We start from the raw sequence: 26,924 nt of genomic DNA, 5'->3' as shown, positions 1-26,924 counted from the left end.
GTACCCCGCGCCCCTCAAAGGCACCTCCGGCGCCGCCCAAGAACCGGGGCTAGGCGCGAGCGACGCACGGCCCCGCAGGCCACGGATGCCTAGGGGCGCGGGGAACTGCGCGACCAGCCACCACCGGCCCGCAGGTCACGCAGCCCCCGGGCGCGGCCCACGGCGCGAGCAACTCACACTGCCCCGCAGGCCACGGCCGCCTAGGGGCGCGGGGAACTGCGCGAGCAACCCCCGCCGGGCCGCAGGTCACGGAGACCCAGAGCGCGGGGAACTGTGCGGCAACCCCACGGCCCCGCAGGCCACGGCCGCCCAGGGGCGCGGGGAACTGCGCGACCAGCGTCCCACCGGCCCGCAGGGGAACACCGGGCCCATAAGGGGAGCGGGGAACTGCGCGATCAGCCCACCACCCCCGCAGGCGAACATCGGCCTGCAAAGCCCGGCCCCCAGATCACCCCGTACTGAAAGGGCCCCCGGCCCCCGCCCGCAGGGCAGAAGGGGGCTGGGGGCCCGGCCGCCAAGTGGAGTGGGGTGGGGACGTCAGGCGCGCAGTTCCTGCGCCACCAGCTCCGCGATCTGCACCGCGTTCAACGCCGCCCCCTTGCGAAGGTTGTCGTTGGACAGGAACAGCGCGAGCCCGTTCTCCACGGTCTCGTCCACCCGGATCCGCCCCACGTACGACGCGTCCTTCCCCGCGGCCTGAAGCGGCGTGGGAATCTCCGAGAGCTCCACCCCGGGCGCCGAGCCGAGCAGCTCGTACGCCCGCTCCACCCCGATCGGCCGCTCGAAGCGCGCGTTCACCTGGAGCGAGTGCCCGGAGAAGACCGGCACCCGGACACACGTGCCGGACACCTTCAGCTCCGGGATGCCCAGGATCTTGCGGGACTCGTGGCGGAGCTTCTGCTCCTCGTCCGTCTCGAACGACCCGTCGTCCACGATCGACCCCGCCAGCGGCAGCACGTTGAAGGCGATCGGGCGCTTGTAGACGTTCGGCTCCGGGAAGGACACCGACTCCCCGTCGAAGGCCAGCTGGTCCGCCGCCTCGGCCACCGCGCACGCCTGGGTGTGCAGCTCCGCCACGCCCGCGAGGCCCGAGCCCGACACGGCCTGGTAGGTGGTGGCGACCAGCGCGGTCAGCCCGGCCTCCTCGTGGAGGGGGCGCAGCACCGGCATCGCGGCCATCGTGGTGCAGTTCGGGTTGGCGATGATCCCCTTGGGGCGGTCCTTGACCGCCTCGGGGTTCACCTCGGACACCACCAGCGGCACCTCGGGGTCGCGCCGCCAGGCGGAGGAGTTGTCGATCACGACGGCGCCCTGCCCGGCCACCTTCTCCGCCAGCGCCCGAGAGGTCGTCCCGCCCGCCGAGAAGAGCACGATGTCCAGGCCCGTGTAGTCGGCCGTGGACGCGTCCTCGACGGTGATCTCCCGGCCCTCCCACGTGAGGGTGGAGCCCGCGGACCGCGCGGAGGCGAACAGGCGCAGCTCGTCGACCGGGAACTTCCGCTCGGCGAGGATGCTCCGCATGACTCCGCCGACCTGTCCGGTGGCTCCGACGATTCCGACCCTCACGGTGACTCCTTCTGTACGTGTACACGGCCCGGGCGCATCCATGATGCGTCGGCGCACGGCCGACTTGTCCAATCCATTGTCCGGGGTGTGGGACGCCTTCCCAGATGTGACGAGTTCATGGCGGCTCGATTGCATCCGGCCCGGAATGCCCCGCGCCGGACGATTCGCTGGTTACGGTCCTGACGTCATGACCGATCAGCGGTCACCGCTCCCCGCATACCGGAGGATCTCCCGTGCGCGTTTCCCGCCGCAGCCGGGCCATAGCTGCCCTGGCCGCCGCCCCCGTGCTCCTGGCGGCCGCCGCCCCGGCCGTCGCCCACCCGCAGACCGCCAAGGACCCGCACCGCCAGGCCCAGCGCCTGGCGAAGAAGCTGGTGGACCGGGCGTCCGGGGAGAGCGCCCACCGTCACCTGGAGGAGTTCCAGAAGATCGCCGACGCCCACGGCGGCAACCGCGCGGCGGGCACCCCGGGCTACGACGCCTCGGCCGCGTACGTCTACGGCGAGCTGAAGAAGGCCGGCTACTCCGTCGCGTACCAGGACTTCGACATCTACGAGTCCAAGGCGCTGCGCGAGAAGCTGACGGTTCTCGGGCCGCAGCCGCGCGAGCTGCGCACGGCCGCCTTCAAGTTCTCCAAGGCCACTCCGGCCGGCGGCCTGACCGCGCAGGTCAAGGCGGTCCGCGTGGACGCCACCCCGGGCTGCGAGCCCGAGGACTACGCCTCGGGCACCTTCACCGGAACGATCGCCCTGGTCAAGCGCGGCAGCTGCACCTTCCAGCAGAAGGAGGAGGTGGCCGCGAAGGCGGGCGCGGCCGGGATCGTCCTGTACAACCACTCCGGCGACACCCCCGTGCAGGGCACGGTCGGCGAACCCGGCAACGCGCACATCCCGGCCGCCGGCATCACCCTGAAGGACGGGGAGGCGCTGGCCGAGCAGGTGGCCGGGGGCGCCGTCCGGGTCACCCTGGACGTCGCCACCGAGGCGGTCGCGCACCCCACCCGCAACGTGATCGCCGAGACCCGGGGCGGCGACCCGGAGCACGTCGTCGCGCTCGGCAGCCACCTCGACTCCGTCCCCGCCGGCCCCGGCATCAACGACAACGGCACCGGCTCGGCCGGGCTGCTCGAAGTCGCCCTCAAGCTGGCCAAGGAGACCCGGCAGACCAAGAAGCACCCCAGGGCCACCGCCAACAAGGTGCGGTTCGCCTGGTGGTCGGCGGAGGAGCTGGGCCTGCTCGGCTCGGAGCACTACGTGAAGTCGCTCACCTCGGAGCAGCAGAAGCGGATCAAGCTCTACCTCAACTTCGACATGATCGGCTCGCCCAACCCCGCCCAGCTCGTCTACGACGGCGACGACTCCGACAAGAAGGGCGCGGGCGCGGGCCCGGCCGGATCGGCCCAGATCGAGGGCCTGATCAACGGCTACCTCGACCGGCGCCACGTTCCGCACGAGGGCTACGACTTCGACGGCCGCTCCGACTACGGCCCGTTCATCGGGGTCGGCATCCCGGCGGGCGGCACGTACACCGGCGCCGAGGAGATCAAGACGCCCGAGCAGGCGGCGAAGTGGGGCGGGAAGGCGGGCGAGGCGTTCGACCCGAACTACCACGGCGCCGGCGACACCCTGAAGAACGTGGACAAGAAGTACTTCGACCTCAACATCGACGTCATCGCCCACGCCGTCGGCACCTACGCCCAGGACCTGAGCTCCCTCAAGGGCTGAGGGGCGAGCGGGCAGGACAGCGGACATCAGGACAGAAGGAGGGGCCCGGCGTTCTTTCCGAACGCCGGGCCCCTCCGTCTCACTCGTCACTCAGCCGGTTACGGCGTGACCTTCTCGATCACGACGCTGCCGGTGCCCGCGGCCGTGCCGCGCGCGTTGACCAGCTTGACATCGCCGAAGAACTGGCGTCCCTCGGGAGCCGCGCCGGCCACCACGACCTGCGCGGAGACGGTCGCCGTGGCGCCGGTGGCCAGCTTGACCGCCTTCGCCTCGTCCACCTTGACGGCGCCGAGGGACGGCGCGTAGTACACGTCACGGTAGTTGTACGTGGTCGAACCGGACGGGACGGCGTAGCCCGCGACCTGGATCGTGTATGTGCCGGCGGCCGGCTTCACCAGGCTGACCGCCTCCTCGGAGTCGCCGTCCGCGGACGAGCCGACCTGCACGCCGTCCTTGAGGACCGCGAGGTCCAGGTCGGCGGCGGTGTCCGAGACGCCGCCGATGGCGACGTCGAGGCGCTCCACGCCCTCGCCGACGGTCAGTGTGGTCGTCTGGACCTCACCGGCCTTGATGGTCGGCCTGGCGACCTTCGCGGAGCCCAGCGAGCCGCCCTTGAGCCTGCCGTCGATGGCCGCGAAATTGTTGGTGACCTTCCACTCGACCGGGGTCGAGGTGCCGATCTTCGCCTCGGGCACGGTCTTCACGGCCGGGTCGAAGACGGCGCCGAGCACCGCCACGTCCAGCTTGTACGGGTTGTCGAGGTAGGGCGACGTACGGCGCGACTCGACCTCGATCTCCCAGACGCCCGCCTGCGGGTCCGCGTAGGAGCGCAGGTCGGGGCGGCAGGTGTTGGCCGGGTTGTCGTAGTTCGGGTAGCAGTTGGGCGTCCCCGTCTCGTCGACCGGCACACCGTAGGGGTGGATCGCGATGAACCGGGTCTGGCTGCCCGAGCGCAGTGCGCCCATGGAGACCTCAAGGGCCTTGGCGCCCGCCGGGACCGTCACGAAGTACGACTTGGTGCTGTTGCGCTGCACCGAGGACGAGTCCGTGAAGGTGAACCCGGAAGCCGCGGCCTTGGCCAGCGGCTTGGAGACGATCACGGTGGCGAGGATCTGCTGGTCCACACCCTTGGTCCGCTTGTCGTTGACCTCCAGGATGGCGCTGTGCACGCCCGCCGACTTCGGCTGCGCCTGCACCTTGACGGTGACCGGCGTGTTCAGCTCCAGCGCGATCTCGTCCTTGCCGAGGATCTTGAAGGTGCCGTCGTTGTTCCTGAACGACAGCTTGTGCTTGACGGCCTTGTCCGGGCCCGTGGTGCGGGTGACCGTGACGTCGTACGTCTTCTTCTCGCCCGTCTTGAGGCCGCCCTCGCGGTCGTAGATGCCGGTGCCGAAGCCCGGCGTCTGGAGCGCGAAGTCGAGCGCGGTCCTCACCGGCGCCTTGACGGCGTACTCGTGGGCCGTGGCGCCGTCCTGGATCGCGTCCCAGGCGTCGACGATGTCGATCAGGCCCGCGCCCTCGGCGTACGCCTGGGCACCCTTGATGTGCTTGGCCGTCGACGTCAGCGCGGTGCGCAGGTCGGCCGGGGCCAGGTCAAGGTGCTTCTGCTTGGCGGCCGAGAGCAGCAGGGCCGCGGCGCCCGTCGCCTGCGGCGAGGCCATCGAGGTGCCCTGGAGCATCGAGTAGCCGGCCGGCAGTGAGTAGCCCGACTCCTTGACCGGGGAGCCCGGCAGCCACGTCTGCGTGGTGTTGATCGCGGCACCCGGCGCCGACAGCGTCGGGGTGAGGCCGCCGTCCTCACGCGGACCGCGCGAGGAGAACGGCATCATGTCGTACTTCTTCGCCACGTTGGAGCCGTAGTTGGCGGCCCACGTCTGCTGCGAGATGCTGGCGCCGACCGAGATGACGTGGTCCGCCAGGCCCGGGTCGCCGATGGTGTTGACGCCGGGGCCCGAGTTTCCGGCCGAGATGACCAGCTGGACGCCGTAGCTGTCGATCAGGCGCTTGTAGAGCAGGGCGCGCGCGTTGTTGCCGTCGTTGAGCGCGGGCAGGCCGCCGATCGACATGTTGACGATGTCGACGTGGCGGTTGGTGACCAGGTCGATCATGCCCTCGGTCAGCGCGATGTTGGTGCAGCCGCCCGACCAGTTGCAGGCCCGCGAGGAGACGATCTTCGCGCCGGGGGCGGCGCCGCTCATCCTGCCGCCGAACAGGCCGTTGGCGGCGGTGATGCCCGCCACGTGGGTGCCGTGCTCGGACTCGATGATCCCGATGTTGACGTAGTCGGAGGTGTGCCCGGCCGCGTCGTACTTCACGTTCTTGCGGATCTCGACGGTGAACGGCATCCGCTCCACGACGTCGGTCACCGGGTTGTCGGTGCCGAAGTAGCCGACCTGGTAGCCGTCCTTGTACGGCTTCATGGCCTCGTCGTCGGTGAAGTCCCCGTTGTTGTCGAGGTCCACCCGGACGGTCTGGGCCACCGGGTCGTAGAGCACGCCCCAGGTGTCGGTGGTGTCGCCGTCGCGGTTCACGTCGCCCTTGGCGTCGCCGCCCGCGGTGATCTTCTCCGAGAACAGGCTGACGTCGTAGCTGCCGACCGGGGCCTTCCAGCTGCGGCCCTGGTAGGTGAACTCCGGTCCGGAGACGGCGGTGTTCATCCGGCGCCAGGTGCCGTCGGCGTCGGCCACCGGGTCGGTCGCGGTGACCCAGTCGACGATCTTGCGCTCGCCGGTGGTGGTCTTCTGGAGCGCCGGGTGGCCCAGGTCCACACCGGAGTCCAGGACACCGATGGTGATGCCGCGGCCGTCGGCCTTGGGGTGCTGCTTGACGAAGTCGACCGCGCCCGTCTCGAAGGAGGGGTTGTACGGGTTCTTCGCGGGCGTGTCCTTGCCGGGCGCCGGGTACGAGCCCGAGAGCGAGCGGCGCGGGGCGGCGGCCCTGGCGCTGTCGGCCGAAGGGGTCGGGTCGTCCAGCTGGATCTCCTGCTTGAGGTCGATCCCCTGGACGGAGGGCAGCTTGGCGGCGCCCTTCAGGGCGGACTCGGCGGTGCCGGTCGGCAGGGTCGCCCGGACGTAGCCGAGCTTGTCGTCGGTCTTGCCGACGGTGGCGCCCGGCACCGAGTCGAGCTGGTGCGAGACGGCGCCGGTGGCGCCGGGGGCGGTGGCCACCATCACGGTGACGGTCTTCTCACCCTTGGCCCGGGCCTCGGCGAGCCGCTGCTCGTCGGCGGCGCCGAGCTTGTCCGCCGGGGACTTCACCGGCGTGGACTTCACCGGGGCGGGAGTGGGATCGGCCGTCTCCGCGGCGAAGACGGGGGCGGCGCCCGCGGTGATGAGCGCGGCCACCAGGCCTGCCGCGGCCGCTATGCGGGCCGTGCGTCTTGCGCCGGGTATGGCGCGCGGCGATTCGGAGGTCATCTGCATCCCTAGTGGTCAGAAAGGGTCCGGAATACGGTGCCGGATGACCGCTGAGCATTTCCTATATGACGGTTGTTTGTGGAGAGTTGACCGAGCCCGGAATCGGACATGGCGGGATCCCGCCATACGCCATCGGGACCGAGGCGGGGTGAACCGGGGCGAATCGGTGCGCGTCGATACGGCCGCGGTGACCGGCCGCCTGCGCACCGTCGCCGCACCCGGCCGTCGCGCACCGGCCGCGCGGCCCGCTCACACGTGTCACACAAGGGCTCCGGCGCGCGGTACGGACCCCGTACGCGGCACGGATTCGGCCGGAACGCGCTCAACCCCGCCACGGCCGGGCAACTCCCCGGCCGGCGGCCGGGTCCTGTCCGCCGACGGGGCCGTTCCGGGCACCGCGGACGACAGGGAGAGCACATGCCGGTACGTACGGGCAGGAGAGTCAGGACCGCCGTCCTCGGGATGGCCGTCGCCGCCGGGATCACCGCCACCGTGTGCGTGGCACCGGCCTCCGCGCGGCAGGCGGCGCCCGCGTCCGGCCACCGGGCCACCCAGCAGGCCATGGAGGCGGCCGTGCGCGACGGGGTGCCGGGGGTGGTCGCGGCCGCCCAGGACGGCGGGCGCGTCTGGAACGGGGACGCGGGCGTCGCGGATCTGCGCACCGGCCGCGAGCGGCGCGGCGGGGACCGCTACCGGATCGGCTCGATCACCAAGACGTTCGTGGCCACCGTCGTCCTCCAGCTGGAAGCCGAGGGCAGGCTGAGCCTGGACGACACCGTGGAGCACTGGCTGCCGGGCGTGGTGCGCGGCCACGGCCACGACGGCACGAGGATCACCCTTCGCCGGCTCCTCAACCACACCAGCGGGATCCACAGCTACACCGAGGACGAGGACTTCGCCCGGCGGGTCTTCGGCACGGACTTCCTGCGGCACCGCTACGACACCTACACCCCGCGGCAGTTGACGGACATCGCGATGCGGCACGCCCCGGACTTCGCCCCGGGAACCTCCTGGCACTACTCCAACACCAACTTCATCCTGGCCGGCATGGTGATAGAGAAGGCCACCGGCCACTCCTACGCCACCGAGACCGAGCGCCGCGTCCTGCGCCCGCTGGGACTGCGCTCCACCTCACTGCCCGGCACCGACGCCCGGATGCCCGAGCCCAGCGGCCGGGCCTACTCCAAGCTGTCCGCGAAGACGACGGGCAGGACGTACGACGTGACCGCGCTCAACCCGTCGATGGGCGGCTCGGCCGGGGAGATGGTGTCGGACTCCGCCGATCTCAACCGCTTCTACCGGGCCCTGATCACCGGCACGTTGCTGCCGCGGCGCCAGCTGGCGGAGATGACCACCACCGTCCCGATGGGTCCCGCCAACCCGGACGGCCGCTACGGACTGGGTCTGATGACGACGACACTGCCCTGCGGCGTCGCGGTCTGGGGCCACGACGGCGGCATCCACGGCTCCTCGTCGGTGGCGCTCACGACGAAGGACGGGCGCCACTCGCTGGCGTTCAACTTCAACAACGACTGGTCGGGCGACGCCTCGGCGGTCGTACGCGCGGAGTTCTGCGGAACGGCGCCGGCCGCCGAGCCCGCGAAATGAGCGTGCGGTGCTTCCCCGTTCACTGGGGGAGCACCACCACGTACGCGGCGGGCTCCCGGTCCACCGACGCCATCAGGGCCGTGCGGACCACGGTCGCCTGCTGCTCCATCGCCTCGCGCAGCTTCCTGGGCGTGAGGTGGACGACGGTGATCCCGAGCCGCTCCAGCGTCTCGCGCTTGTGGGCGTACTCGCTCCACAGGTCGTCCTCGGCCCCCTCCTCGCGCCGCCGGCCCTGGCGCGGCGCCCGGGTGTCGAGCTCCACCGCCACCGCCTGGTCCGGCCAGTACGCGTCCACGCCCCCGATGTGCGGCCCGCCCGGCAGCCGCAGGTCCACGTTCCACAGCGGGTCGGGCAGGCCGTGGGCGCGCACCATCTCGTAGAGGCGGCCCTCGGCGATGGCCCGGCCCTCGGCGAGCAGCGAGTCCACCGCGTCCACCACGTGCGCCCGCGTCAGCAGCCTCGCCCGGGTCAACTCCCGCACCAGGGCGGCCGGTTCGCAGTGGCCGCCGCGGACGGCCTCGGTGAGCAGCCGGCGTACCGCCTGGGCGTCGGTGAGCTCGGCCACCGCGTCGGCGAGCGCCCTCGGCACCGGCGCCACCGGCACCCCGGCCACCGGCTCCGGCACCGGCATCACCTGGGCCCGCACCAGCCGTACGCAGCCGGTCGAGCGCAGCCGCCGGGTGCGCGGCACCAGCACGTCGATCCGGTCGAGGGAGAGCAGCGGGGGAGCGGAGGAGAAGCGGTGCAGGGCGAGCGCTGCGAGGCCGGTGACGACCGCCTCGACGGGCGCGGCGTGCGCCTGGCCCTGGACGGGGACCGCCCGGGCGCGCTCGGGGGCCGGGCGCCCCGCGTACAGCAGGGCCGCGTGCAGCCGCTCCTCGCTGGTGGGCGGTCCCGGGTGCAACACATAGACACCGGGGAGCAGTTGCTGCCAGGGGCCGCCCGGGCGGCACTGGGCGGCGGCGGTGGCGGCCGGGACACCGTGGGCGCGCAGCTGGGCGGCGGAGTAGACGCGGCGCTGCACGTCGGTGAGGTGGCTGAGCGGGCGCGGGGAGAGCGGGGAGGGGGTCTCGCCGCCGAAGGTCGGGGTGTTGTGGTTCATGCCCGGGGCTTTCCGCGCCGGGAGCGGCCCCTAACCGCTGTTACACGCTCGTCGACAATTCAGGACAAGCCCGTCCTAAAGTACGGGCGTTCGAGTGCCGATCAGGGGGCCCGCCGCCGGGCCCCCCGATTCTCCTCAGCGCTCGCCCGCGGCCGCGTCGCAGGCCTGGCCGCGCAGGGTGCGGGCCAGGTCGTCACGGGCCTCCAGGACCAGCCGGCGCAGCGCCGGGGCCGCGTCCTGGTGGGCCGCCAGCCATTCGTCCGTGGAATCGAGCGTCGAGCGGTTGTCCCGCAGGCTCGGGAAGAGCCCGCGGACCACGTCCATGCCGATCTGGATGGACCGCTCGGTCCACAGGCGCTCGATCACCTCGAAGTACTTCGGTGCGTACGGAGCGATCAGCTCGCGCTGCGAGGGCTGGGCGAAGCCCGCGATGGTCGCCTCCACCAGCGCGTTCGACAGCGCGTCCGACTCGACGACCTGCGCCCACGCCTGCGCCTTGACCGCTGCCGAGGGCCGGGCCGCAAGGCACCGCACCTGGTGGCGCTTGCCGGAGGCCGTGTCGTCGCGGGCGAGCTCGGCGCCGATCACCGACTCGTCGGCCCGGCCGCGCGCGGCCAGCGGCTCCAGGAGCACCCAGCGCAGCTCCTGGTCGACCTCGAGACCGTCGATCTTCGCGGTCCCCGCGAGGAGGCCCTCCAGGAGCTGGAAGTCGGCGTCGGTCGTCGCCGCGGAGGCGAAGAAACGGGCCCAGGCCAGCTGGTGCTCGCTGCCCGGGGACGCGATCCGCAGCTCGCGCAGCGCGCCCTCGGCCAGCAGCCGTCCGCCCTGCTCGCGCCACTCGGGCGCCGCGTAGTGGAGGTGCGCCGAGCGGGTCCAGGCGTGCAGCATCTGGAGCACGCCGATGTCGCTCTCGCGGCCGGCGTGGGCGAGGACCAGGTCGATGAAGTCCCGCGCGGGCATCAGCGCGTCCCGTGTCAGGTTCCACAGCGCCGACCAGCACAGGGCGCGGGCCAGCGAGTCCGTGATGTCGCCGAGGTGGGCGCGCAGGGTGGCGAGCGAGCCCTCGTCGAAGCGGATCTTGCAGTAGGTGAGGTCGTCGTCGTTGACGAGGATCAGCTCGGGCCGCTCGGCCCCGGCCAGCTCCGCCACCACCGTGCGCGCCCCGTCCACGTCGACCTCGGCGCGCGCGTACCGCACGAGGACGCCCGCCTCGGAGCGGTACAGGCCCACGGCGACCCGGTGCGGGCGCAGCGTGGGATGCGCCTCGACGGCATCCTGGACGACGGCCAGCTCGGTGATGCGGTCGCCCGCGTCGTACGTGACCACCGGGGTCAGCGAGTTGACGCCCGCGGTCTGGAGCCAGGACCGCGACCACGCGGCCATGTCGCGCCCGGAGACCTCCTCCAGCACCGCCAGGAGGTCGCCCAGGCGGGTGTTGCCGTAGGCGTGGCGCTTGAAGTAGCGCCGGGCGCCCTCCAGGAACGCCTCCCGCCCCACGTACGCCACCAGCTGCTTGAGGACCGAGGCGCCCTTGGCGTACGTGATCCCGTCGAAGTTCAGCTTGGCGTCCTCCAGGTCGCGGATGTCGGCCGTGACCGGGTGGGTGGAGGGCAGCTGGTCCGCGCGGTAGGCCCAGGACTTGCGGCCGTTGGCGAAGGTGATCCAGCCGTTGTCGAACCGGGTCGCCTCCACCTGCGAGAAGCTGCCCATGAAGTCGGCGAACGACTCCTTCAGCCACAGGTCGTCCCACCAGCGCATGGTGACCAGGTCGCCGAACCACATGTGCGCCATCTCGTGCAGGATGACGTTGGCGCGCCGCTCGTAGGCGGCCCGGGTCACCTTGCCGCGGAAGATGAACTCCTCGCGGAAGGTCACCAGACCCGGGTTCTCCATCGCCCCGAGGTTGTACTCCGGCACGAAGGCCTGGTCGTACTTGCCGAACGGGTACGGGTAGTCGAACTGGTCGTGGAAGAAGTCCAGGCCCTGCTTGGTGACGAGGAAGACGTCGTCCGCGTCGAAGTGCCGGGCCAGGCCCTTGCGGCACATCGCGCCGAGCGGGATCTCCAGCGTGGTGCCGTCGTCGAGGGTGCGCGTGTAGGAGTCGGTCACGTAGTGGTACGGACCGGCGACCACGCAGGTGATGTACGTGGAGATCGGCTTGGTCTCGGCGAACCGCCAGACGCCGTCCCCGCCCCGCTCGCCCTCGCCGTTGGACCACACCGTCCAGCCCTCGGGGGCCCGGACCTCGAAGCGGTAGGGGGCCTTGAGGTCGGGCTGCTCGAAGTTGGCGAAGACCCGGCGGGCGTCGGCCGGCTCGTACTGGGTGTAGAGGTAGACCTCGCCGTCCTCCGGGTCGACGAAGCGGTGCATGCCCTCGCCGGTCCGGCTGTAGGCGCAGTTCGCGTCGACCACCAGCACGTTCTCCGCGGCCAGGTCCGCCAGCGCCACCCGGGTGCCGTCGAAGACCGCGGCCACGTCCAGCGGCTTGCCGTTCAGCGTGACCGCGTTCACCGAGGGCGCCACCAGGTCCGCGAAGGACTCGGCGCCCGGCCGCGCGCAGCGGAACCGGACCGTGGTCAGCGAGCGGAAGGTCCGCGGCCCGTCCGGGGCGTCCCCGACCGCGGAGCGCAGGTCGAGGGCGACCTCGTACCCGTCGACGGACAGCAGGTCGGCCCGCTCGCGGGCCTCGTCGCGGGACAGATTCTCACCGGGCACGGGCACTCCTTCGTGTCTCGTTCGAACACCGCTGATCCTGCCATGCCCGCCCGGCCCCGGACACGCGGGAATGCGCCGGGCCGCCGCGGGCGTTCTCCCTCGTGATCCACCCGGCGTTGCCCCGATGAGGAGAGACATGTCCCAGACCGCGTCCCAGACCGGGAAGACCCCCGTCGACTTCTGGTTCGACCCGCTCTGTCCCTGGGCCTGGATGACGTCCCGCTGGATGCTGGAGGTCGAGAAGGTCCGTGACGTGGAGGTGCGCTGGCATGTGATGAGCCTGGCCGTCCTCAACGAGGACAGGCTGGAGGAGCTGCCGGAGTCCTACCGCGACTTCCTGGTCAACCGCGCCTGGGGCCCGGTGAAGGTCGTCATGGCCGCGCAGCAGAAGTACGGCGAGGAGGTGCTGGGCAGGCTCTACACCGCGCTCGGCACCCGCGTCCACAACCAGGACCTCGGCTCCGGCCGTGAGGTCCTGGTCGCGGCCCTGGAGGAGGCGGGCCTGCCCGCCGACCTCGCCGACCACGCCGAGGTCGACAACAGCGCCTACGAGTTCGACGCCGAGCTGCGCGCCTCCCACAAGGAGGGCATAGACAAGGTCGGCCAGGACGTCGGCACCCCGGTCATCGCCGTGCCCGGCGCGGACGGCGAGCAGATCGCCTTCTTCGGCCCGGTCGTCACCCCGGCCCCCAAGGGCGAGGCCGCCGCCCGCCTGTGGGACGGCACCCTTCTGGTCGCCTCCACCCCGGGGTTCTACGAGATCAAGCGCACCCGCACCCAGGGCCCGGTCTTCGACTGAGCACGTCCCTGAGCACGCCCCCGGCCTCCGCGAGCCGCCCGCTCGCGGAGGCCGGGCGCGCCCCTCACCCGTACAGCGCGGCCAGGCGCGGCAGACGTCTCGCCATCTCCCCCAGGTCGTCGAAGTCGAAGTCCCAGCCGGGGTCCAGCTCCGGGTAGCGGATGGTGAAGCTGTCGCCGGGCAGCTTCTCGCCGGTCGCGGCCAGATGCGCGTTCCAGGCGATGGCGAGCGCCTCCTCGCACTCCACCTCCCAGCCCTCGACCGCCGCGTCCCGCACGGCCGCCACGCCCGCGAGCCCGTCCGGGTCGGCCACCGCCGCGTCGAACACCTCGCGCCCCTGCGCGATCAGCCAGCCCCGGAAGTAGTCGAACCCGTCGTCCGAGCAGCCGCCGTTGATCGTGTACGCCGCGGCCCAGAGCGGCTGGCGGTAGGAGGCGGCCATCAGGTCCCAGAAGACCTGCTGGAACGCCACTATCTCGCCGGCCGGCCGGGAGGCGAGCAGGGCCGCGGCGCGCGCCGCGACCGCCTCGGCGTCCGCCGCGTGTGCCACCTGCGCGCGGGCGTCGTCGATGAGCGTCCAGAACTCCTGTGTGTCCATGGCCCGAGCATCGCATCCGGCACTGACAACAGCCCCGGCGCGCAAGGGCGAAGGACCGGCGCCCGGCCCCCGCGCACCGAGGGCAAAGCACCGGTGGGCGGCGAGGTGAGCGAACGAACGGCCCCCGCGAGTCACGTCCTCGCGGGGGCCGTCCGTCTTTCCGCCCGCACGTGAAAGGTGAGAAGACGATCACGAGCAGGACGATCGCGGGGTCCCTAGGGGACCAGCAGCAGGGTGTTCCCGGCGGTCCTGGCGGTGGCGTAACGCTTCGCCACGTCCTGCCAGTTGACGACGCGCCACATCGCCTCGATGAAGTCCACCTTCTGGTTCTTGTACTGGAGGTAGAAGGCGTGCTCCCAGGCGTCGAAGACCAGGATCGGGGTGGAGCCCTGGCCGACGTTGCCCTGGTGGTCGTAGACCTGCTCGACGACGAGTCGGCCGCTGAGCGGCTCGTAGGCGAGGACGCCCCAGCCCGAACCCTGCGTCGTCGCCGCTGCCTTGGTCAGCTGGGCCTTGAACTTGGCGAAGGAGCCGAAGGATTCGGCGATGGCGTCCGCCAGCTCGCCCACGCCGTCCTTCTCCAGCGGCTCGCCGCCGCCGTCGCCGGTCATGTTGTGCCAGTAGATCGAGTGCAGGATGTGGCCGGAGAGGTGGAACGCGAGGTTCTTCTCCAGGCCGTTGACCGACCCCCAGGCGTCCTTGTCCCGGGCCTCGGCGAGCTGCTCCAGGGTGTCGTTCGCGCCCTTCACATACGCCGCGTGGTGCTTGTCGTGGTGCAGCTCGATGATCTCCGGGCTGATGACGGGTTCGAGCGCGGCGTAGTCGTACGGAAGTTCAGGAAGCGTGTAAATGGCCATGTCCGAAGCCCCTCCGACTGCTTGTTGCAACTGATGTGCAAGTGCACGCTACCAGCAGGTATGGACGTTCGCAGCTCAGGGGCGCCTCAGTAAAAAGCCCTGCGTCCGCAGTTCTAGGACCTGTGGACGCAGGGCTCTTCGGGAAGAAGCGGCGGATCAGACGGCCCGGCGGGCCGCCGTCCGCTGCCGGATGCAGCCGAGCACGGCCAGGACCACCGTCAGTACGCCCGTCGCCATCAGCTGGTCACGCGTGTCGGACTGGCGTGCCATCAGGACGAAGATCGCGGCCATCGCGGCGAGCGCCACCCAGGTGAGCCCCGGGTACAGCCACATCCGCACCACCAGCTTCTCCGGCGTCTCGCGCTCGGTGCGCCGGCGCAGCAGCAGCTGCGAGACGGCGATGAAGATCCACACGACCAGGATCACCGCACCGATCATGTTCAGCAGCCAGGGGAAGACGTCGTCCGGCCGCCAGTAGCTCAGCAGCACGCACCCGAAGCCGAAGACCGAGGAGCACAGCACCCCCACGCGCGGCACACCGCCGGAGATCCGGCCGAGCGCCTTGGGGCCCTGGTCGCGCTCGACCAGCGAGTACGCCATGCGCGAGGCGCCGTAGATGTTGGCGTTCATCGCGGAGAGCAGGGCCACCAGGACGACCACGTTCATGATCTGCCCGGCGCCGTCGATGCCGAGATGGTCCAGGGCCGCCACGTACGGGCCCTTCGCCACCACGGTCTTGTCGTTCCACGGCACCAGCGTGACGATGACCGCCATCGAGCCGATGTAGAAGACCGCGATGCGCCACATCGCCGTACGCACCGCGCGGGCCACGCCCTGCACCGGCTTCTCGGACTCGGCCGCGGCGATCGTCACCGTCTCCAGGCCGCCGTACGCGAAGACGGAGGCGAGCAGGCCGAGCACCAGCCCCTCGGAGCCGTTGGGCAGGAAGCCGCCCTCGCCGGTGAGGTTGGAGGTGCCGGGGGCGGGGGTGTCCGGCAGGACGCCGAGGATGGCGAGCAGGCCGAGGACGAGGAAGAGCGTGATGGCCGCGACCTTGAGCGCGGCGAACCAGAACTCGAACTCGCCGAAGTTCTTCACCGCCGCGAGGTTGGTGGCGGTGAACACCAGCATGAAGAGTGCGACCCAGGCCCACTCGGGCGTACCCGGCAGCCAGACCGTGACGATCTTGGCGGCGCCGATGCCCTCCAGGCCGACCGCCACACAGAGCAGCACCCAGAACGACCAGCCGGCGGTGAAGCCGGCCCAGGGCCCGATCGCCCGCTCGGCGTGCACGGAGAAGGAACCGGAGGCGGGGTTGGCCGCCGACATCTCGCCCAGCATGCGCATCACCAGCATGACGAGGGCGCCGGATATGCCGTAGGCGAGGACGATCGAGGGCCCGGCGGCGGCGATGCCCGCGCCGGAGCCGACGAAGAGTCCGGCGCCGATGACGCCGCCGAGGGCGATCATCGAGAGATGGCGCTGCTTGAGACCGTGGGTGAGAGGGGAATCGACCTTCGGCGGGGCGTCGGTCGTCGCGGGCGCGTTTGTCCGGGACATGGGCAGGCCCTGTTCAGTAGCTGAGACGGGGGGCGGGAGCCACAGTCTGGAGGCGGCTCCGCTCAGAGGGAACACCAGACCGCTATCCGGACACTCGACTCACACAGCGTGAAGCCTTGCGCACGACTCGCACACGGAATGCACACCTCCGGCCTCGTGGGTCCCGCCAAACCCGCCCGTAACTACCGACCTGACGATCGGTCGGCGAGCGGACCGCCGGATTCCGTCGACCTCGTCCGCCACTCCCGTACGAGAGCGACCAGCAGGACCGCCCCCGTCGCGCCCGCCGACCACAGCACCTGGGGCCGGGCCCCGTCGTCGAAGAGCATCAGCACCAGCACCGCCGCCATCGCCGCGAGCGCCGCCCAGGTGAGATGGGGGAACCCCCACATCCGCAGGGTCAGCCGCTCCGGGGCCTCACGCTCGATCCGCCGGCGCAGCCGCAGCTGCGAGACGGCGATCAGGCCCCAGACGAACAGCAGCACCGCGCCGACCGCGTTGAGCATGTAGAGGAAGACCGAGTCGGGCCACTCCAGATTGAGCAGCACCGAGACGAATCCGAAGGCCACCGACGCCAGCACCGCGCGCCGCGGCACACCGCCCCCGGACACCTTCAGCAGCCCCCTGGGCGCCTCCCCGCGCTCGGCGAGCGAGAAGACCATCCGGGACGAGCCGTAGAGATTGGCGTTCAGCGCCGAGAGCAGCGCCACGAACACCACGACGTTCATGATCTGACCGGCGCCGGGGACGCCGATCGAGTCGAGCACGGCGACGTACGGGCTGTGCCCCGGCCGCATCGAACTCCACGGCAGCAGGGTCACGATCACCAGCATCGAGCCCACGTAGAAGAAGAGGATGCGCCACACGGCGCTGCGCACCGCGCGCCCGACCGCGCGCACCGGGTCGTCCGACTCGGCCGCCGCGATGGTGACGACCTCCAGACCGCCGAAGGCGAAGATCACCGCGAGGACGCCGGAGACGACGCCGTCCCACCCGGCGGGCAGGAAACCGCCCTGCCCGGTCAGGTTGGCGAACCCGACCGCGTCCGTGTCCGGCAGCACCCCGAAGACCGCCAGCAGCCCCAGGACCAGGAAGAGGACGATCGCGCCGACCTTGAGCGTGGCGAACCAGAACTCGAACTCGCCGAAGTTCTTCACGGCCGCCAGATTCGCCACGGTGAACACCACCATGAACACCAGCACCCACGCCCACTGCGGCATCCCCGGCACCCACCCGTGGGCGATCTGCGCCGCGCCGGTCGCCTCCACCGCGAGCACGACGACGAGCAGGAACCAGTACAGCCAGCCCACGCTGAACCCGGCCCACCGCCCCAGCGCCCGCTCGGCGTGCACGGAGAAGGAGCCGGACGCGGGCATGGCCGAGGACATCTCGCCGAGCATCCGCATCACCAGCATCGCGATCGCGCCCGCGATGAGATACGAGACGACGATCCCCGGCCCCGCCACCGCGATCCCGGCGCCCGACCCCACGAAGAGACCGGCGCCGATCACCCCGCCCAGGCCCAGCATGGTCAGATGGCGCTGCTTCAGCCCGTGGGACAGCGGCTCGGGGTCCGCCGAGGCGGTGTCGGCGGCGGTGGCCCCGGCCGTGGTCTTGCCGTCGTGCATGGCGCTCGTTCTCTCGGATCAGCGACTGATCGTTTATGGGGAACCTACAGTCTCCCCGAGCCCGCGCCGGATCCGCAAAACCGCACGTACTCCTCATCGGTGCAGTGACGAGGGTCACCCCGCCGGACGGAAGCACTCCGGCCTTTGTGCGAACTCCACCAAGGCCCCAACCGCCGCTTTGTGGGCCGCTGATGGTGATCCAGCGAGAATCCCTCGGCTAACGTCACCGTGTCCCTTGCATGTATCTCGCTGCCCGTCCCCGATCCCGCGGAGTCCATGATGGCCACGACCACTGTCACTGCCCCTGCCGCACCCCGTACCGGAGGAGCCGGCACGGTCCTCGCCGACCTGCTGCCCGGCGCCCGCACCCGGGACGCCGTCCTGGTCCTCGGCGGTGCGGCCCTCACCGGCCTCGCGGCCCAGCTCGCGGTCCCGGTCCCCGGCTCCCCGGTCCCGGTCACCGGCCAGACCTTCGCGGCCCTGCTGGTCGGCGCCTCGCTCGGCGCCCGCCGCGGCTTCCTCTCGCTCGGGCTGTACGCGCTGATCGGCATGGCCGGGATGCCCTGGTTCGCGAACGGCGCCTCGGGCGCGGGCGGGGCGTCCTTCGGCTACGTCCTGGGCATGCTGCTCGCCTCCACCGTGGTGGGCGCGCTGGCCCGCCGCGGCGGCGACCGCTCGGTGCTGCGCACGGCGGGCACGATGGTGCTGGGCTCGGCGGTCATCTACGCGGTCGGCGTGCCGTACCTGGCCGCCTCGGCGGACGTGTCCCTGACGCGCGCGGTGGCGCTGGGCCTGACGCCGTTCCTGCTCGGGGACGCGCTGAAGGCGGCGCTGGCGATGGGGGCGCTGCCGACGGCGTGGAAGTTCGCGGGCCGCAAGTAGCGGTACGGCGGAAGCCGGTACGCCACCGACCGGTACGACGCAGAGGGGCCCGGCCGCGCGAGAAGCGCGCCCGGGCCCTCCGTACGTCCGGTCCTCGTCCCCTAATGCATACGCCTGCGGTGGTGATGGCGGGTGTTGGCCCACCAGATGCCGGTGGTGCCGACGAAGAGGAGCAGGCAGGCGGCGGCGAGCAGCGGCAGGATGCCGTCGTTGACACCGGTCCTGGGCAGTTGGGACGGCGGGGCCGGGGCGGGGGTGCCGGGCGCGGCCGGGGAGGGGCTCGCGGAGCCGCCGGGCGGCGCGGCCGGGACGTTGTCGGTGCCGAGCAGCAGCGGGGTGTCGGGGGCGTTGGGGGTCGGGTCGGTCGTGCCGAAGGGGACCGGTCCCTGCTGCCACAGCAGTTTTCCGCCGGCGCCTCCGGTGCCTTCCGTTACCGGCAGACAGATCTTTCCGGTCCTGGTCAGATCGTAAGTGGCGTCGACGGTATACGTTTTGTCGGCGCCGGCGGCCACGTTGTCGATGGCGCAGGCGAATCCGGTGTTGGTCCCCTTCGGGAGTTTGTTCTCGGGGACGGTGGCGCATCCGTCGACGCCGGTGATCCGCATACCGTTGAGACCGAGAACGGTGAGGGTGATCCGGCCGGTGTCCTTGGTGCCCTTGTTGAGAATCTTCGCGGTGAGCGTGGTCTTTCCGGAGGAATGGGCGACCTTGATTTCCTTCGGCAGCTCGGTGGAGATCTTGAGCTCGGCCGGAGCACTGGGGCCGGGTGATCCGCCCTGGTCACTGCCGGGTGTCGGATCGGCCGCCCGGGCGAGCGCCCCGAACGGCAACAACAGTGCCCCGGTGATGAGTCCGGCGGTCAGAGATCCCCGGTGTTTCTTCGAAAGCATTTCCATCCCCCTCAGCCGAGTTGAGCGGCCGGCGTACTGAGAGCAGTGCTGAGAAGGGTCCCACAAGATTTCGCGGAATTATGCTGTGATGGTGGCAAGTTCGTGTTTCTGTCCTGGTCGCACCAGGTACTGAGGGGGCGGGCGGTAATGCCGGGAATTCGGGGGCTGTTGGTCGCGGGGCGATACCGGCTCGACGCCACGATCGGCCAGGGCGGAATGGGGCGGGTGTGGCGGGCGTTCGACGAGGTCCTCGACCGCCGGGTCGCGGTGAAAGAGATGCGGATGGGGGACCTCGACGCCGAGGACAGCCGCATCCGCCGGGAGCGCGCCCTGCGCGAGGCGCGGGCGACGGCCCGGATCGACCATCCCAATGTGGTGCGCGTCCATGACGTGGTGGAGGAGTCCGGCCGCCTCTGGATCGTGATGGAACTGGTGGACGCGCGCTCCTTGGAACAACTCCTCGTCGAGGACGGCCCGGTGGCGCCGCGCGAGGCGGCGCGGATCGGCCTGGGCCTGGTGGAGGCGTTGCGGGAGGTGCACGCGGTGGGAGTGCTGCACCGGGACATCAAGCCCGGGAACGTCCTGCTGGCCCGGACCGGCCGCGTGGTCCTGACCGACTTCGGCATCGCGGCGATCCAGGACGCGGCGGCGCTGACGGTGGTGGGGATGCTGGTCGGCTCGCCGGACTACATGGCGCCGGAGCGGGTGGGGGGCCGCCCCCAGGGCCCCGCGTCGGACCTGTGGTCACTCGGGGCGACACTGTGCGCGGCGGTGGGGGGCCAGTCCCCGTTCGCCCGCGAGACGACCCTGTCGACGCTGCACGCCGTCCTGTACGAGGAGCCCGAACTCCCGCCCGCGGCGGGCCCGCTGACCCCCACCCTGGCATCCCTCCTGAAGAAGGACCCGGCCCACCGCCCGACCCTGGAGACCCTGTCGGGGCTCCTGCTCCCGATGGCGGCCCCACCCACGATCCTGTCCCCGGCCCCGCATCCCACCACGCCGGCGATACACCAGACGGCCCCGAAACCCCGGAACGGGACAAGGGAGCCCCCCGCTCCCGCACCGCATGCCCTTCCGCAATCCCCACCGGGCCCGGGCGACAGCCCCGAACCGGTCGCACCGGGCGAAGCCCCTGCACGGGGGTTCGAAGACGCGGCCCCTGTGGGCCAGTCTCCGCCCGCGCCCGAGGTCCCCCTCCCGCCCCCACCGGGCCCGGGCCGCGCCCCCGGCCGGGGCGCGGGGGGCGGAGTCCCCGCTCAGGGGGTCGGGGGCGGAGCCCCCGGGAGTGCTCCTGTGCCCACCCCCCGGCCGCCCGCCCAGGGCTTCAGGGAAGGGGCGGGGCGGGGGATCCCTCGTCGTGCCGCCCTCGCCGCCGCCCTCGCCCTCACCGCCGTAGCCGCGGCCACCCTCGTCCTCACCACCACCCACGACGACCCCGGCCACCCCACGGGCAGGCGCACGGACACGAGCACCCCCACCGTCGCCGGCACCTCCCGTCCCCCCGGCACCCGCGACGAAACCGGCTTCGCCTGGGCACCCCCGGCCACGTGGACCCGGACCGCCAAGAGCCCCTCCAACATCCACTACCACGCCCCCGGCGGAAAACAGGAGATCGCCGCCTCGTACGCACTCGTACGCGGCGGCGATCTCCTCACCCAGTGGAGGCAGGCCGAACAGGGCTCCCACGACGTCCCGGGCTACCGCGGCATCCGCCTGGAGCGGACCACGTTCCACGGCGGGCCGGCCGTCGTCTGGGACTATCACTTCACTCAGGACGGCGCCCCGTGGAAGGCCCGCCAGACGGGCTTCGACCAGGGCGGCAAGTCCTACCAGATCAACATCTGGTATCTGGCCGCCACCGAGCACGAAGCCCTGCGCACCTACTCCGCGGTGACCTCGTCCTTCACACCGCTCTGAGCTGCCGCGCCACGCTGCGTGAAGTCCCGCACCAGCGCGATCGCCACGACCACGGCCGCCACCAGCAGCGACAGCAGCACCTGCTTGCGCCCGGCGTCGTCCGTCAGCATGTACACCAGCACGAACGAGATCATCGCGATCGTCGCCCACGTCAGATACGGGAAGAACCACATCTTGACCGTCAGCTTCTCCGGCGTCTCGCGCAGGATGATCCCGCGCATCCGCAGCTGCGTGAAGCAGATGACCAGCCACACGAACAGGGCGACCGCGCCGGAGGAGTTCAGCAGGAAGTCGAAGACGGTGTCGGGCCACTTGTAGTTGAAGAAGACCGCGACGAATCCGAAGAGGACCGAGCAGAGGATGGCCGCCTGCGGCACGCCCCGCGCGTTGGTACGGGCGAAGGCGCGCGGCGCGTCACCGCGCTGGCCGAGCGAGAAGGCCATGCGCGAGGCGGTGTACAGACCGGAGTTGAGGCAGGAGAGCACCGCCGTCAGCACGATCACGTTCATGATCTGCCCGGCGTGCGGGATGCCGATCGAGTTGAGCGCGGCCACGTACGAGCCGTCCTTGACGATCGCCGGGTCGTTCCACTTCAGCAGGGTCAGGACGACCAGGATCGAGCCGAGGTAGAAGACGCCGATACGCCAGATCACGCTGTTGGTGGCCTTGGTGACGGCCCGCTGCGGGTCCTCGGACTCACCGGCGGCCAGCGTGACGATCTCGCTGCCCATGAAGGAGAAGACGACCATCAGCACACCGGTGAGGATGGCCCCGGCGCCCTTCGGCATGAATCCGCCGGCATCGGTCAGATGTGCGAACCCGTCTCCGGGGTTGTCCGAGCCGGGAAGGATGCCGAAGACGGCGAGCAGCCCGATGGCGACGAAGGCGCCGATGGCGACGACCTTGATCCCCGCGAACCAGAACTCGAACTCGCCGTACGAGGAGACGGAGACGAGGTTGGTGGCCGTCAGCACGATCATCACGATCAGTGCCCAGCCCCACTGCGGGACCGCCCCGACCCAGCCGTGCAGGATCTTCGCCCCGGCGGTCGCCTCGACGGCGAGCACCACGACCCAGAAGAACCAGTAGAGCCAGCCGATGGAGAAGCCGGCCCAGCGGCCGAGGGCGCGGTCGGCGTAGGCCGAGAAGGAGCCGGAGGTCGGCCGCGCGGCGGCCATCTCGCCCAGCATGCGCATGACGAAGACGACCATCAGGCCGACGAGCGCGTACGAGAGCAGGATGGCGGGACCGGCCGCGGCGATGCCGGAGCTGGAGCCCACGAAGAGCCCGGCGCCGATGACACCGCCGATGGCGATCATCGACAGATGACGGTTCTTGAGACCGGCCTGGAGGCCGCCTGAGCCGTGCGGGGCGCCGACGACGGGGGAGTCGGGCGTTCCGGGATCGCCCGGTCGGCCGTCTTCCTTCGCAAGGGAGGGTTGCGAGGTCATGGACGAATCCTTAGGTCTAAGGGTCGCTCGGGTTACGAACCAACGCATTGAAGCCCGGTACTCCCAGGTACGGAAGGCCTGACTCCGAATCGTGATGAGGGGCACAACGGCCCAAGTCGGGAGGAACAAGGTCATCAGTCATCGGGACGAAGGCCTCTCACCCCGATGAACCCTGCCCGGCCGCCCGCATGCCACACTCGGGGGCATGCGCGTGTACCTCGGTTCAGACCATGCCGGATACGAACTCAAGAACCACCTGGTCGAATGGCTCAAGGCCCATGGCCACGAGGCCGTCGACTGCGGTCCCCACATCTACGACGCCCAGGACGACTACCCGCCGTTCTGCCTGCGCGCCGCCGAGAAGACGGCCGCGGACCCGGACTCCCTGGGCATCGTGATCGGTGGCTCCGGCAACGGTGAGCAGATCGCTGCGAACAAGGTGAAGGGCGTACGGGCGGCCCTGGCCTGGAGCGAGCAGACGGCGGCGCTGGGCCGTGAGCACAACAACGCGAACGTGATCTCCATCGGTGGGCGGATGCACACCCAGGAGGAGGCGACCAAGTTCGTGGAGGTGTTCCTGAGCACGCCGTACTCGAACGAGGAGCGCCACACGCGCCGCATCGAGATGCTGTCCGCGTACGAGACGACGGGGGAACTCCCGGCGATCCCCGCGCACCACCCCCAGCAGGGCTGACCTGGCGCCATGCCCGAGGGCCATACGATCCACCGGCTGGCCGCCGACCACGCGGAGCGGTTCGGCGGCCGCCGCCTGCGCGCGTCGAGCCCACAGGGGAAGTTCTCGGACGGGGCGGCCCTGGTCGACGGCCAGGTGCTGGCGTCCGCCGAGGCGCACGGCAAGCATCTGTTCCTGGGCTTCGGCGGGGCGGGCTGGGTCCACGTCCACCTGGGCCTGTTCGGAAAGTACGCGCTCGGCGACGGCCCGCCGCCCCCGCCCACGGAGACGGTCCGGCTGCGCCTGACCGGTGACGGCGGGTACGCGGACCTGCGCGGCCCGACCACCTGCGCGCTGATCACCGACCCCGAGAAGCGGGCGATACACGACCGTCTGGGCCCGGACCCGCTGCGCCCGTCCGACGACGGCGGGAAGGCGTGGGCGCGGATCTCGCGGAGCCGGACCTCGATCGCCGCGCTGCTGATGGACCAGAAGGTGATCGCGGGGGTCGGGAACGTGTACCGGGCGGAGGTCCTGTTCCGCCACGGCATCGATCCGTACCGGGCCGGCCGTGATCTGCTGCGTTCCGAGTGGGACGCGCTGTGGGCGGATCTGGTGGGGCTGATGCGCGAGGGGGTGCGCCTCAACCGGATCGACACCGTGCGTCCCGAGCACACGCCCGAGGCGATGGGGCGTCCGCCGCGGGTGGACGACCACGGGGGCGAGGTGTACGTGTACCGCCGGGCACATCTGCCGTGCCATGTGTGCGGTACGGAGATCCGCACGGCGGACCTGGCGGCGCGGAACCTGTTCTGGTGCCCCGGCTGCCAGACCGCCTGAGCCCCGCCTCCCTTCGCGAAAGCCTCCGGCGGTGGGTGGTTCGTCTGCGGGCCGTGGGTGGCCGGGCGCGCGGTTCCCCGCGCGACCCACCACGGCCCGCGGACGAAGGACGGACCGGCCGCCGGAGGCTTTCGGGAAGGGGTGGGGCGGGGGATCAAAACCCGTGCGGCAGCCACGGGGCCACCGGCGTCGTGAAGGCCGCGGACGCCTCCGCCAGCGCGCCTTCCCGAAGCTCCCGGACCCGGCCCGCCGCGGCCAGCGACGCCAGCGACGCGCCTCCCAGATACGCCGCCCCCAACTCCCGTACGGACAGCGCCAGATCGGGCTCGTCCGTCGTACGCGAGCACACCGCCCCCTTCGTGTCCCCGCTCAGCCGCCACCGCCCCGCGTTCCACCCGCAGAACGCGTCCGCCACCTCGAACACCACGTCCACCGGCGTCGAGTACGTCCGGGACGCCAGCGCCGCCCCGACGTCCACGGGCCGGACATACATCCCGTCCCGCACCCGCGCCCCGCACCTGCGCACGTCGGAGACGAGGTGCAGCAGCGGGTCGTCCACCGGACGGTTCCCCGCCTTCACCGTCGACATCAGGTCGATCTCGCAGAGGAAGCGCCACAGCGCGCCGTACGCGGCGGGATCGTCGGCGCCGATGTCCCGCAGCGTCACGACGCCGTTCGGCCCCGCCGCGTCCCACGCCGGCTTGGTGTGGAAGCGGACGTACCCCACGACCTCCCCGCCCCGCGAGGCGAGCACGCACTGCGCCGGCGACGCCCCGTCCCGCGAGTCCGCCGGGTCGAGCAGCGGATGCCGCTCCCAGCCCGGCGTGCGCAGGAACCGGCCCGCGCGCGTCCCCGCCGCGCGCCCGTAGACCTCCTCGCACACCGACGCGGCCTCGGCGACCGGCACATACCGCAGGGCCACGTCGTCCCCGCCCCCGGGCACCTCCACCCGCACCCGCGAGGAGTCGATCTCCAGCCCCAGCTGCTGGGTGGCAAGGCCGAACCCGAACCGGCCGTAGATGCCCGGCTCGGACGCCGTGAGCACGGCGAGCGACAGGCCCTCCTCGCGCACCGCGTCGAGCTGTGCGCGCATCATCGACCGCAGGATCCCCCTGCGCCGGTGCGTCGCCGCGACGCCCACCGCGCTGACCGCCCCGGTCGGCACGAACCCGCCCCCCGGGACCTCCACCGACAGCGCGAAGGTCTGCGTCGTCCCGACGATCGCCGACCCCTCGTACGCCGCCAGACACCGCTTCCGGTCGATCACCGTGTCCCAGAAGGCCTCCAGCTCCGGGTCCTCCGGGACACCCCCGAACACCCGCTCCACCGCCGCGTACCACGCGTCGAAGTCGGCCGGGTCCAGCGCACGTACATCCACAGTCATACCGCCATGACTACCAGCGCGTATGCCATCAGGTCGACCCGATTTCGAACGTATGGCCACAGGGGTCCCCCTGCGCACGCGCGCGTCCGCTGGATAGGGTCACCGGCAATGGCACGTCGCGCGGGAGCGGTCTCGTTGAGTGCCCGGTGGCGCAAGTCCGCGCACCGGGCACGCATCGCGCTGCGCAAGTCGGGGGTCGACTACTTCCGCGGCGACGGCTCGGACTGGATCGCCCTCGTGGGCCTCCTCCTCACCGTGCCCGCGATCGCCGGAGCCACACTCGTCTCACCCGTCTGGTGCGCCCCCAGCGCGCTCACCCTCCCCATCGTCGCGGGCGGCGTCCTGCTCCGCCCGGCGAGCCTGCTCGGTCTGTACGCCGCCGCCGCCCTCGCGCTGATCGTGGAGTCCGTCCGGCTCGGCCCGTACACCGAGGGCCCCGCCCGGGTCACCCCCGGCACGGTCCTGGTGGTCGCCGCGTGCGGGCTCTTCGGCCTGCTCATCGCCCAGTTCCGGGCCCGTGTCGGCGTGCCCTGGCGGCGCGGCGGCACCATGCTCTTCGACCTGCGCGAACGCATCCGCGTCCAGTCGGCGCTGCCACGGCTGCCGCGCGGCTGGCACCGCGAGATGGCCCTGCGCCCGGCAGGCGGCCAGTCCTTCTCCGGCGACTTCGTCGTGGCCGCCCGGACCAACGGCAACCGCACCCTCGAAGTCGTCCTCACCGACGTCTCCGGCAAGGGCATGGACGCGGGCTCGCGCGCGCTGCTCCTGTCCGGCGCCTTCGGCGGCCTCCTCGGCTCGCTCCCGCCGCACGGCTTCCTGCCCGCCGCCAACGGCTATCTGCTCCGCCAGAACTGGGACGAGGGCTTCGCCACCTCGATCCACCTCGTCCTGGACCTGGAATCCGGCGACTACGAACTGCTCTCCGCCGGACACCTCCCCGCCCTCCACCTCCAGGCGGGCTCCGGCCGCTGGCGCGAGGTGTCGGGGGAGGGACCGCTGCTCGGGGTGTACGACCGGGCCGAGTTCCATCCGGTGAAGGGCTCCCTCGGCCCCGGCGACGTCCTGATGCTGTTCACGGACGGCCTGGTCGAGACGGCCGAACGCGACATCGCGGAGGGCATCGACCGCCTCACGGGCGAGGCCGACCGCTATGTCACGACCGGCTTCGAGGGCGCGGCCTGGCATCTGATCGAGGCCGTGGCGAAGGACGTCAACGACGACCGCGCGCTGCTCCTGATCCGGCGGGACGCCTGAGGCTCCCGGGCAGCGGACGGGCCACCTCCGGCCCGGGGGTAGGGCTTTCCCCACCCCCGA

Annotated in this window: 19 protein-coding genes; 8 read left to right on the top strand and 11 right to left on the bottom strand. The window is 71.6% G+C overall.

Going from position 1 to position 26,924, the window contains the following annotated elements; translation table 11 throughout:
- Positions 1 to 537 precede the first annotated feature (537 nt).
- Entirely contained in the window at positions 538 to 1,566 is a 1,029-nt protein-coding gene (locus tag ACZ4MU_RS13220) for an aspartate-semialdehyde dehydrogenase (protein ID WP_467874925.1), read from the bottom strand.
- A gap of 233 nt (positions 1,567 to 1,799) precedes the next feature.
- Here ACZ4MU_RS13220 and ACZ4MU_RS13215 point away from each other — a divergent pair, with 233 nt between their 5' ends.
- A complete protein-coding gene (locus ACZ4MU_RS13215; RefSeq protein ID WP_467874923.1) occupies positions 1,800 to 3,290 on the top strand; it encodes a M28 family metallopeptidase in 1,491 nt (496 codons plus the stop codon).
- A gap of 98 nt (positions 3,291 to 3,388) precedes the next feature.
- On the opposite strand, the gene ACZ4MU_RS13210 is transcribed toward ACZ4MU_RS13215, so the two are convergent.
- Complete coding sequence (locus tag ACZ4MU_RS13210; protein ID WP_467874921.1) at positions 3,389 to 6,712, bottom strand: S8 family serine peptidase; 3,324 nt, start codon at positions 6,710 to 6,712, stop codon at positions 3,389 to 3,391.
- A 411-nt stretch (positions 6,713 to 7,123) separates the two neighbouring features.
- On the opposite strand from ACZ4MU_RS13210, the gene ACZ4MU_RS13205 reads away from it, so the two are divergent.
- The gene (locus tag ACZ4MU_RS13205; protein ID WP_467874918.1) at positions 7,124 to 8,314 is read left to right on the top strand and encodes a serine hydrolase domain-containing protein; all 1,191 of its coding nucleotides are present in this window, start codon (positions 7,124 to 7,126) and stop codon (positions 8,312 to 8,314) included.
- 19 nt (positions 8,315 to 8,333) lie between these two features.
- On the opposite strand, the gene ACZ4MU_RS13200 is transcribed toward ACZ4MU_RS13205, so the two are convergent.
- Together ACZ4MU_RS13200 and pepN are read right to left on the bottom strand one after the other, a co-directional pair.
- Positions 8,334 to 9,416 carry a hypothetical protein gene (locus ACZ4MU_RS13200; RefSeq protein WP_467874915.1) on the bottom strand — a complete coding sequence of 361 codons (1,083 nt, stop codon included), beginning with the start codon at positions 9,414 to 9,416 and terminating at the stop codon, positions 8,334 to 8,336.
- A 135-nt stretch (positions 9,417 to 9,551) separates the two neighbouring features.
- A complete protein-coding gene (gene pepN / locus ACZ4MU_RS13195; protein ID WP_467874912.1) occupies positions 9,552 to 12,131 on the bottom strand; it encodes an aminopeptidase N in 2,580 nt (859 codons plus the stop codon).
- Between the two features lie 136 nt (positions 12,132 to 12,267).
- Between pepN and ACZ4MU_RS13190 the strand changes: the two genes are divergently transcribed.
- Positions 12,268 to 12,930: a DsbA family oxidoreductase gene (locus tag ACZ4MU_RS13190; protein ID WP_467874909.1), complete on the top strand. Its 663-nt coding sequence runs from the start codon at positions 12,268 to 12,270 to the stop codon at positions 12,928 to 12,930.
- A gap of 64 nt (positions 12,931 to 12,994) precedes the next feature.
- Here the strand turns inward: ACZ4MU_RS13190 and ACZ4MU_RS13185 are convergent, their stop codons facing one another.
- From ACZ4MU_RS13185 to ACZ4MU_RS13170, 4 genes are all read right to left on the bottom strand, one after another.
- Positions 12,995 to 13,528, bottom strand: coding sequence for a DUF4240 domain-containing protein (locus ACZ4MU_RS13185; RefSeq protein ID WP_467874906.1), 534 nt, complete (start codon positions 13,526 to 13,528; stop codon positions 12,995 to 12,997).
- Between the two features lie 215 nt (positions 13,529 to 13,743).
- Positions 13,744 to 14,385 (bottom strand): superoxide dismutase, encoded by a 642-nt coding sequence (locus tag ACZ4MU_RS13180; protein ID WP_467874903.1) that lies wholly within the window; start codon positions 14,383 to 14,385, stop codon positions 13,744 to 13,746.
- Positions 14,386 to 14,541: 156 nt separating this feature from the next.
- Positions 14,542 to 15,945, bottom strand: a complete 1,404-nt coding sequence (locus tag ACZ4MU_RS13175) for an amino acid permease (protein WP_467874900.1) — start codon at positions 15,943 to 15,945, stop codon at positions 14,542 to 14,544.
- 182 nt (positions 15,946 to 16,127) lie between these two features.
- On the bottom strand, positions 16,128 to 17,573 hold the full coding sequence (locus ACZ4MU_RS13170; protein ID WP_467874897.1) for an amino acid permease: 1,446 nt from the start codon (positions 17,571 to 17,573) through the stop codon (positions 16,128 to 16,130).
- Between the two features lie 279 nt (positions 17,574 to 17,852).
- On the opposite strand from ACZ4MU_RS13170, the gene ACZ4MU_RS13165 reads away from it, so the two are divergent.
- Positions 17,853 to 18,455: a biotin transporter BioY gene (locus tag ACZ4MU_RS13165; RefSeq protein ID WP_467875510.1), complete on the top strand. Its 603-nt coding sequence runs from the start codon at positions 17,853 to 17,855 to the stop codon at positions 18,453 to 18,455.
- A 101-nt stretch (positions 18,456 to 18,556) separates the two neighbouring features.
- Here the strand turns inward: ACZ4MU_RS13165 and ACZ4MU_RS13160 are convergent, their stop codons facing one another.
- The gene (locus tag ACZ4MU_RS13160; protein ID WP_467874894.1) at positions 18,557 to 19,345 is read right to left on the bottom strand and encodes a hypothetical protein; all 789 of its coding nucleotides are present in this window, start codon (positions 19,343 to 19,345) and stop codon (positions 18,557 to 18,559) included.
- 147 nt (positions 19,346 to 19,492) lie between these two features.
- Here ACZ4MU_RS13160 and ACZ4MU_RS13155 point away from each other — a divergent pair, with 147 nt between their 5' ends.
- Entirely contained in the window at positions 19,493 to 21,262 is a 1,770-nt protein-coding gene (locus tag ACZ4MU_RS13155) for a protein kinase domain-containing protein (protein WP_467874891.1), read from the top strand.
- Here ACZ4MU_RS13155 and ACZ4MU_RS13150 read toward each other — a convergent pair.
- Positions 21,226 to 22,713: an amino acid permease gene (locus tag ACZ4MU_RS13150; RefSeq protein ID WP_467874889.1), complete on the bottom strand. Its 1,488-nt coding sequence runs from the start codon at positions 22,711 to 22,713 to the stop codon at positions 21,226 to 21,228. The genes ACZ4MU_RS13155 and ACZ4MU_RS13150 overlap by 37 nt on opposite strands.
- A gap of 205 nt (positions 22,714 to 22,918) precedes the next feature.
- On the opposite strand from ACZ4MU_RS13150, the gene ACZ4MU_RS13145 reads away from it, so the two are divergent.
- Both ACZ4MU_RS13145 and ACZ4MU_RS13140 read left to right on the top strand, forming a co-directional pair.
- Positions 22,919 to 23,407 (top strand): ribose-5-phosphate isomerase, encoded by a 489-nt coding sequence (locus ACZ4MU_RS13145; protein WP_467874886.1) that lies wholly within the window; start codon positions 22,919 to 22,921, stop codon positions 23,405 to 23,407.
- A 9-nt stretch (positions 23,408 to 23,416) separates the two neighbouring features.
- Positions 23,417 to 24,226 (top strand): Fpg/Nei family DNA glycosylase, encoded by an 810-nt coding sequence (locus ACZ4MU_RS13140; RefSeq protein WP_467874884.1) that lies wholly within the window; start codon positions 23,417 to 23,419, stop codon positions 24,224 to 24,226.
- Positions 24,227 to 24,380: 154 nt separating this feature from the next.
- On the opposite strand, the gene ACZ4MU_RS13135 is transcribed toward ACZ4MU_RS13140, so the two are convergent.
- Positions 24,381 to 25,610, bottom strand: a complete 1,230-nt coding sequence (locus ACZ4MU_RS13135; RefSeq protein WP_467874882.1) for a GNAT family N-acetyltransferase — start codon at positions 25,608 to 25,610, stop codon at positions 24,381 to 24,383.
- Between the two features lie 108 nt (positions 25,611 to 25,718).
- Here ACZ4MU_RS13135 and ACZ4MU_RS13130 point away from each other — a divergent pair, with 108 nt between their 5' ends.
- On the top strand, positions 25,719 to 26,864 hold the full coding sequence (locus ACZ4MU_RS13130; protein ID WP_467874880.1) for a SpoIIE family protein phosphatase: 1,146 nt from the start codon (positions 25,719 to 25,721) through the stop codon (positions 26,862 to 26,864).
- The last annotated feature ends 60 nt before the right edge of the window (positions 26,865 to 26,924 follow it).

Source organism: Streptomyces sp. NPDC026377 (assembly GCF_055567715.1).
This window is presented reverse-complemented; position numbering and strand designations above follow the sequence as displayed.

What these genes read in the sequence shown, in the direction of transcription:
- ACZ4MU_RS13210 (WP_467874921.1), bottom strand. Translation starts at nt 6,712, where the DNA reads ATGCAGATGACCTCCGAATCGCCGCGCGCCATACCCGGCGCAAGACGC.
- ACZ4MU_RS13205 (WP_467874918.1), top strand. Translation starts at nt 7,124, where the DNA reads ATGCCGGTACGTACGGGCAGGAGAGTCAGGACCGCCGTCCTCGGGATG.
- ACZ4MU_RS13200 (WP_467874915.1), bottom strand. Translation starts at nt 9,416, where the DNA reads ATGAACCACAACACCCCGACCTTCGGCGGCGAGACCCCCTCCCCGCTC.
- ACZ4MU_RS13190 (WP_467874909.1), top strand. Translation starts at nt 12,268, where the DNA reads ATGTCCCAGACCGCGTCCCAGACCGGGAAGACCCCCGTCGACTTCTGG.
- ACZ4MU_RS13185 (WP_467874906.1), bottom strand. Translation starts at nt 13,528, where the DNA reads ATGGACACACAGGAGTTCTGGACGCTCATCGACGACGCCCGCGCGCAG.
- ACZ4MU_RS13180 (WP_467874903.1), bottom strand. Translation starts at nt 14,385, where the DNA reads ATGGCCATTTACACGCTTCCTGAACTTCCGTACGACTACGCCGCGCTC.
- ACZ4MU_RS13175 (WP_467874900.1), bottom strand. Translation starts at nt 15,945, where the DNA reads ATGTCCCGGACAAACGCGCCCGCGACGACCGACGCCCCGCCGAAGGTC.
- ACZ4MU_RS13170 (WP_467874897.1), bottom strand. Translation starts at nt 17,573, where the DNA reads ATGCACGACGGCAAGACCACGGCCGGGGCCACCGCCGCCGACACCGCC.
- ACZ4MU_RS13165 (WP_467875510.1), top strand. Translation starts at nt 17,853, where the DNA reads ATGGCCACGACCACTGTCACTGCCCCTGCCGCACCCCGTACCGGAGGA.
- ACZ4MU_RS13160 (WP_467874894.1), bottom strand. Translation starts at nt 19,345, where the DNA reads ATGCTTTCGAAGAAACACCGGGGATCTCTGACCGCCGGACTCATCACC.
- ACZ4MU_RS13155 (WP_467874891.1), top strand. Translation starts at nt 19,493, where the DNA reads ATGCCGGGAATTCGGGGGCTGTTGGTCGCGGGGCGATACCGGCTCGAC.
- ACZ4MU_RS13150 (WP_467874889.1), bottom strand. Translation starts at nt 22,713, where the DNA reads ATGACCTCGCAACCCTCCCTTGCGAAGGAAGACGGCCGACCGGGCGAT.
- ACZ4MU_RS13145 (WP_467874886.1), top strand. Translation starts at nt 22,919, where the DNA reads ATGCGCGTGTACCTCGGTTCAGACCATGCCGGATACGAACTCAAGAAC.
- ACZ4MU_RS13140 (WP_467874884.1), top strand. Translation starts at nt 23,417, where the DNA reads ATGCCCGAGGGCCATACGATCCACCGGCTGGCCGCCGACCACGCGGAG.
- ACZ4MU_RS13135 (WP_467874882.1), bottom strand. Translation starts at nt 25,610, where the DNA reads ATGACTGTGGATGTACGTGCGCTGGACCCGGCCGACTTCGACGCGTGG.
- ACZ4MU_RS13130 (WP_467874880.1), top strand. Translation starts at nt 25,719, where the DNA reads ATGGCACGTCGCGCGGGAGCGGTCTCGTTGAGTGCCCGGTGGCGCAAG.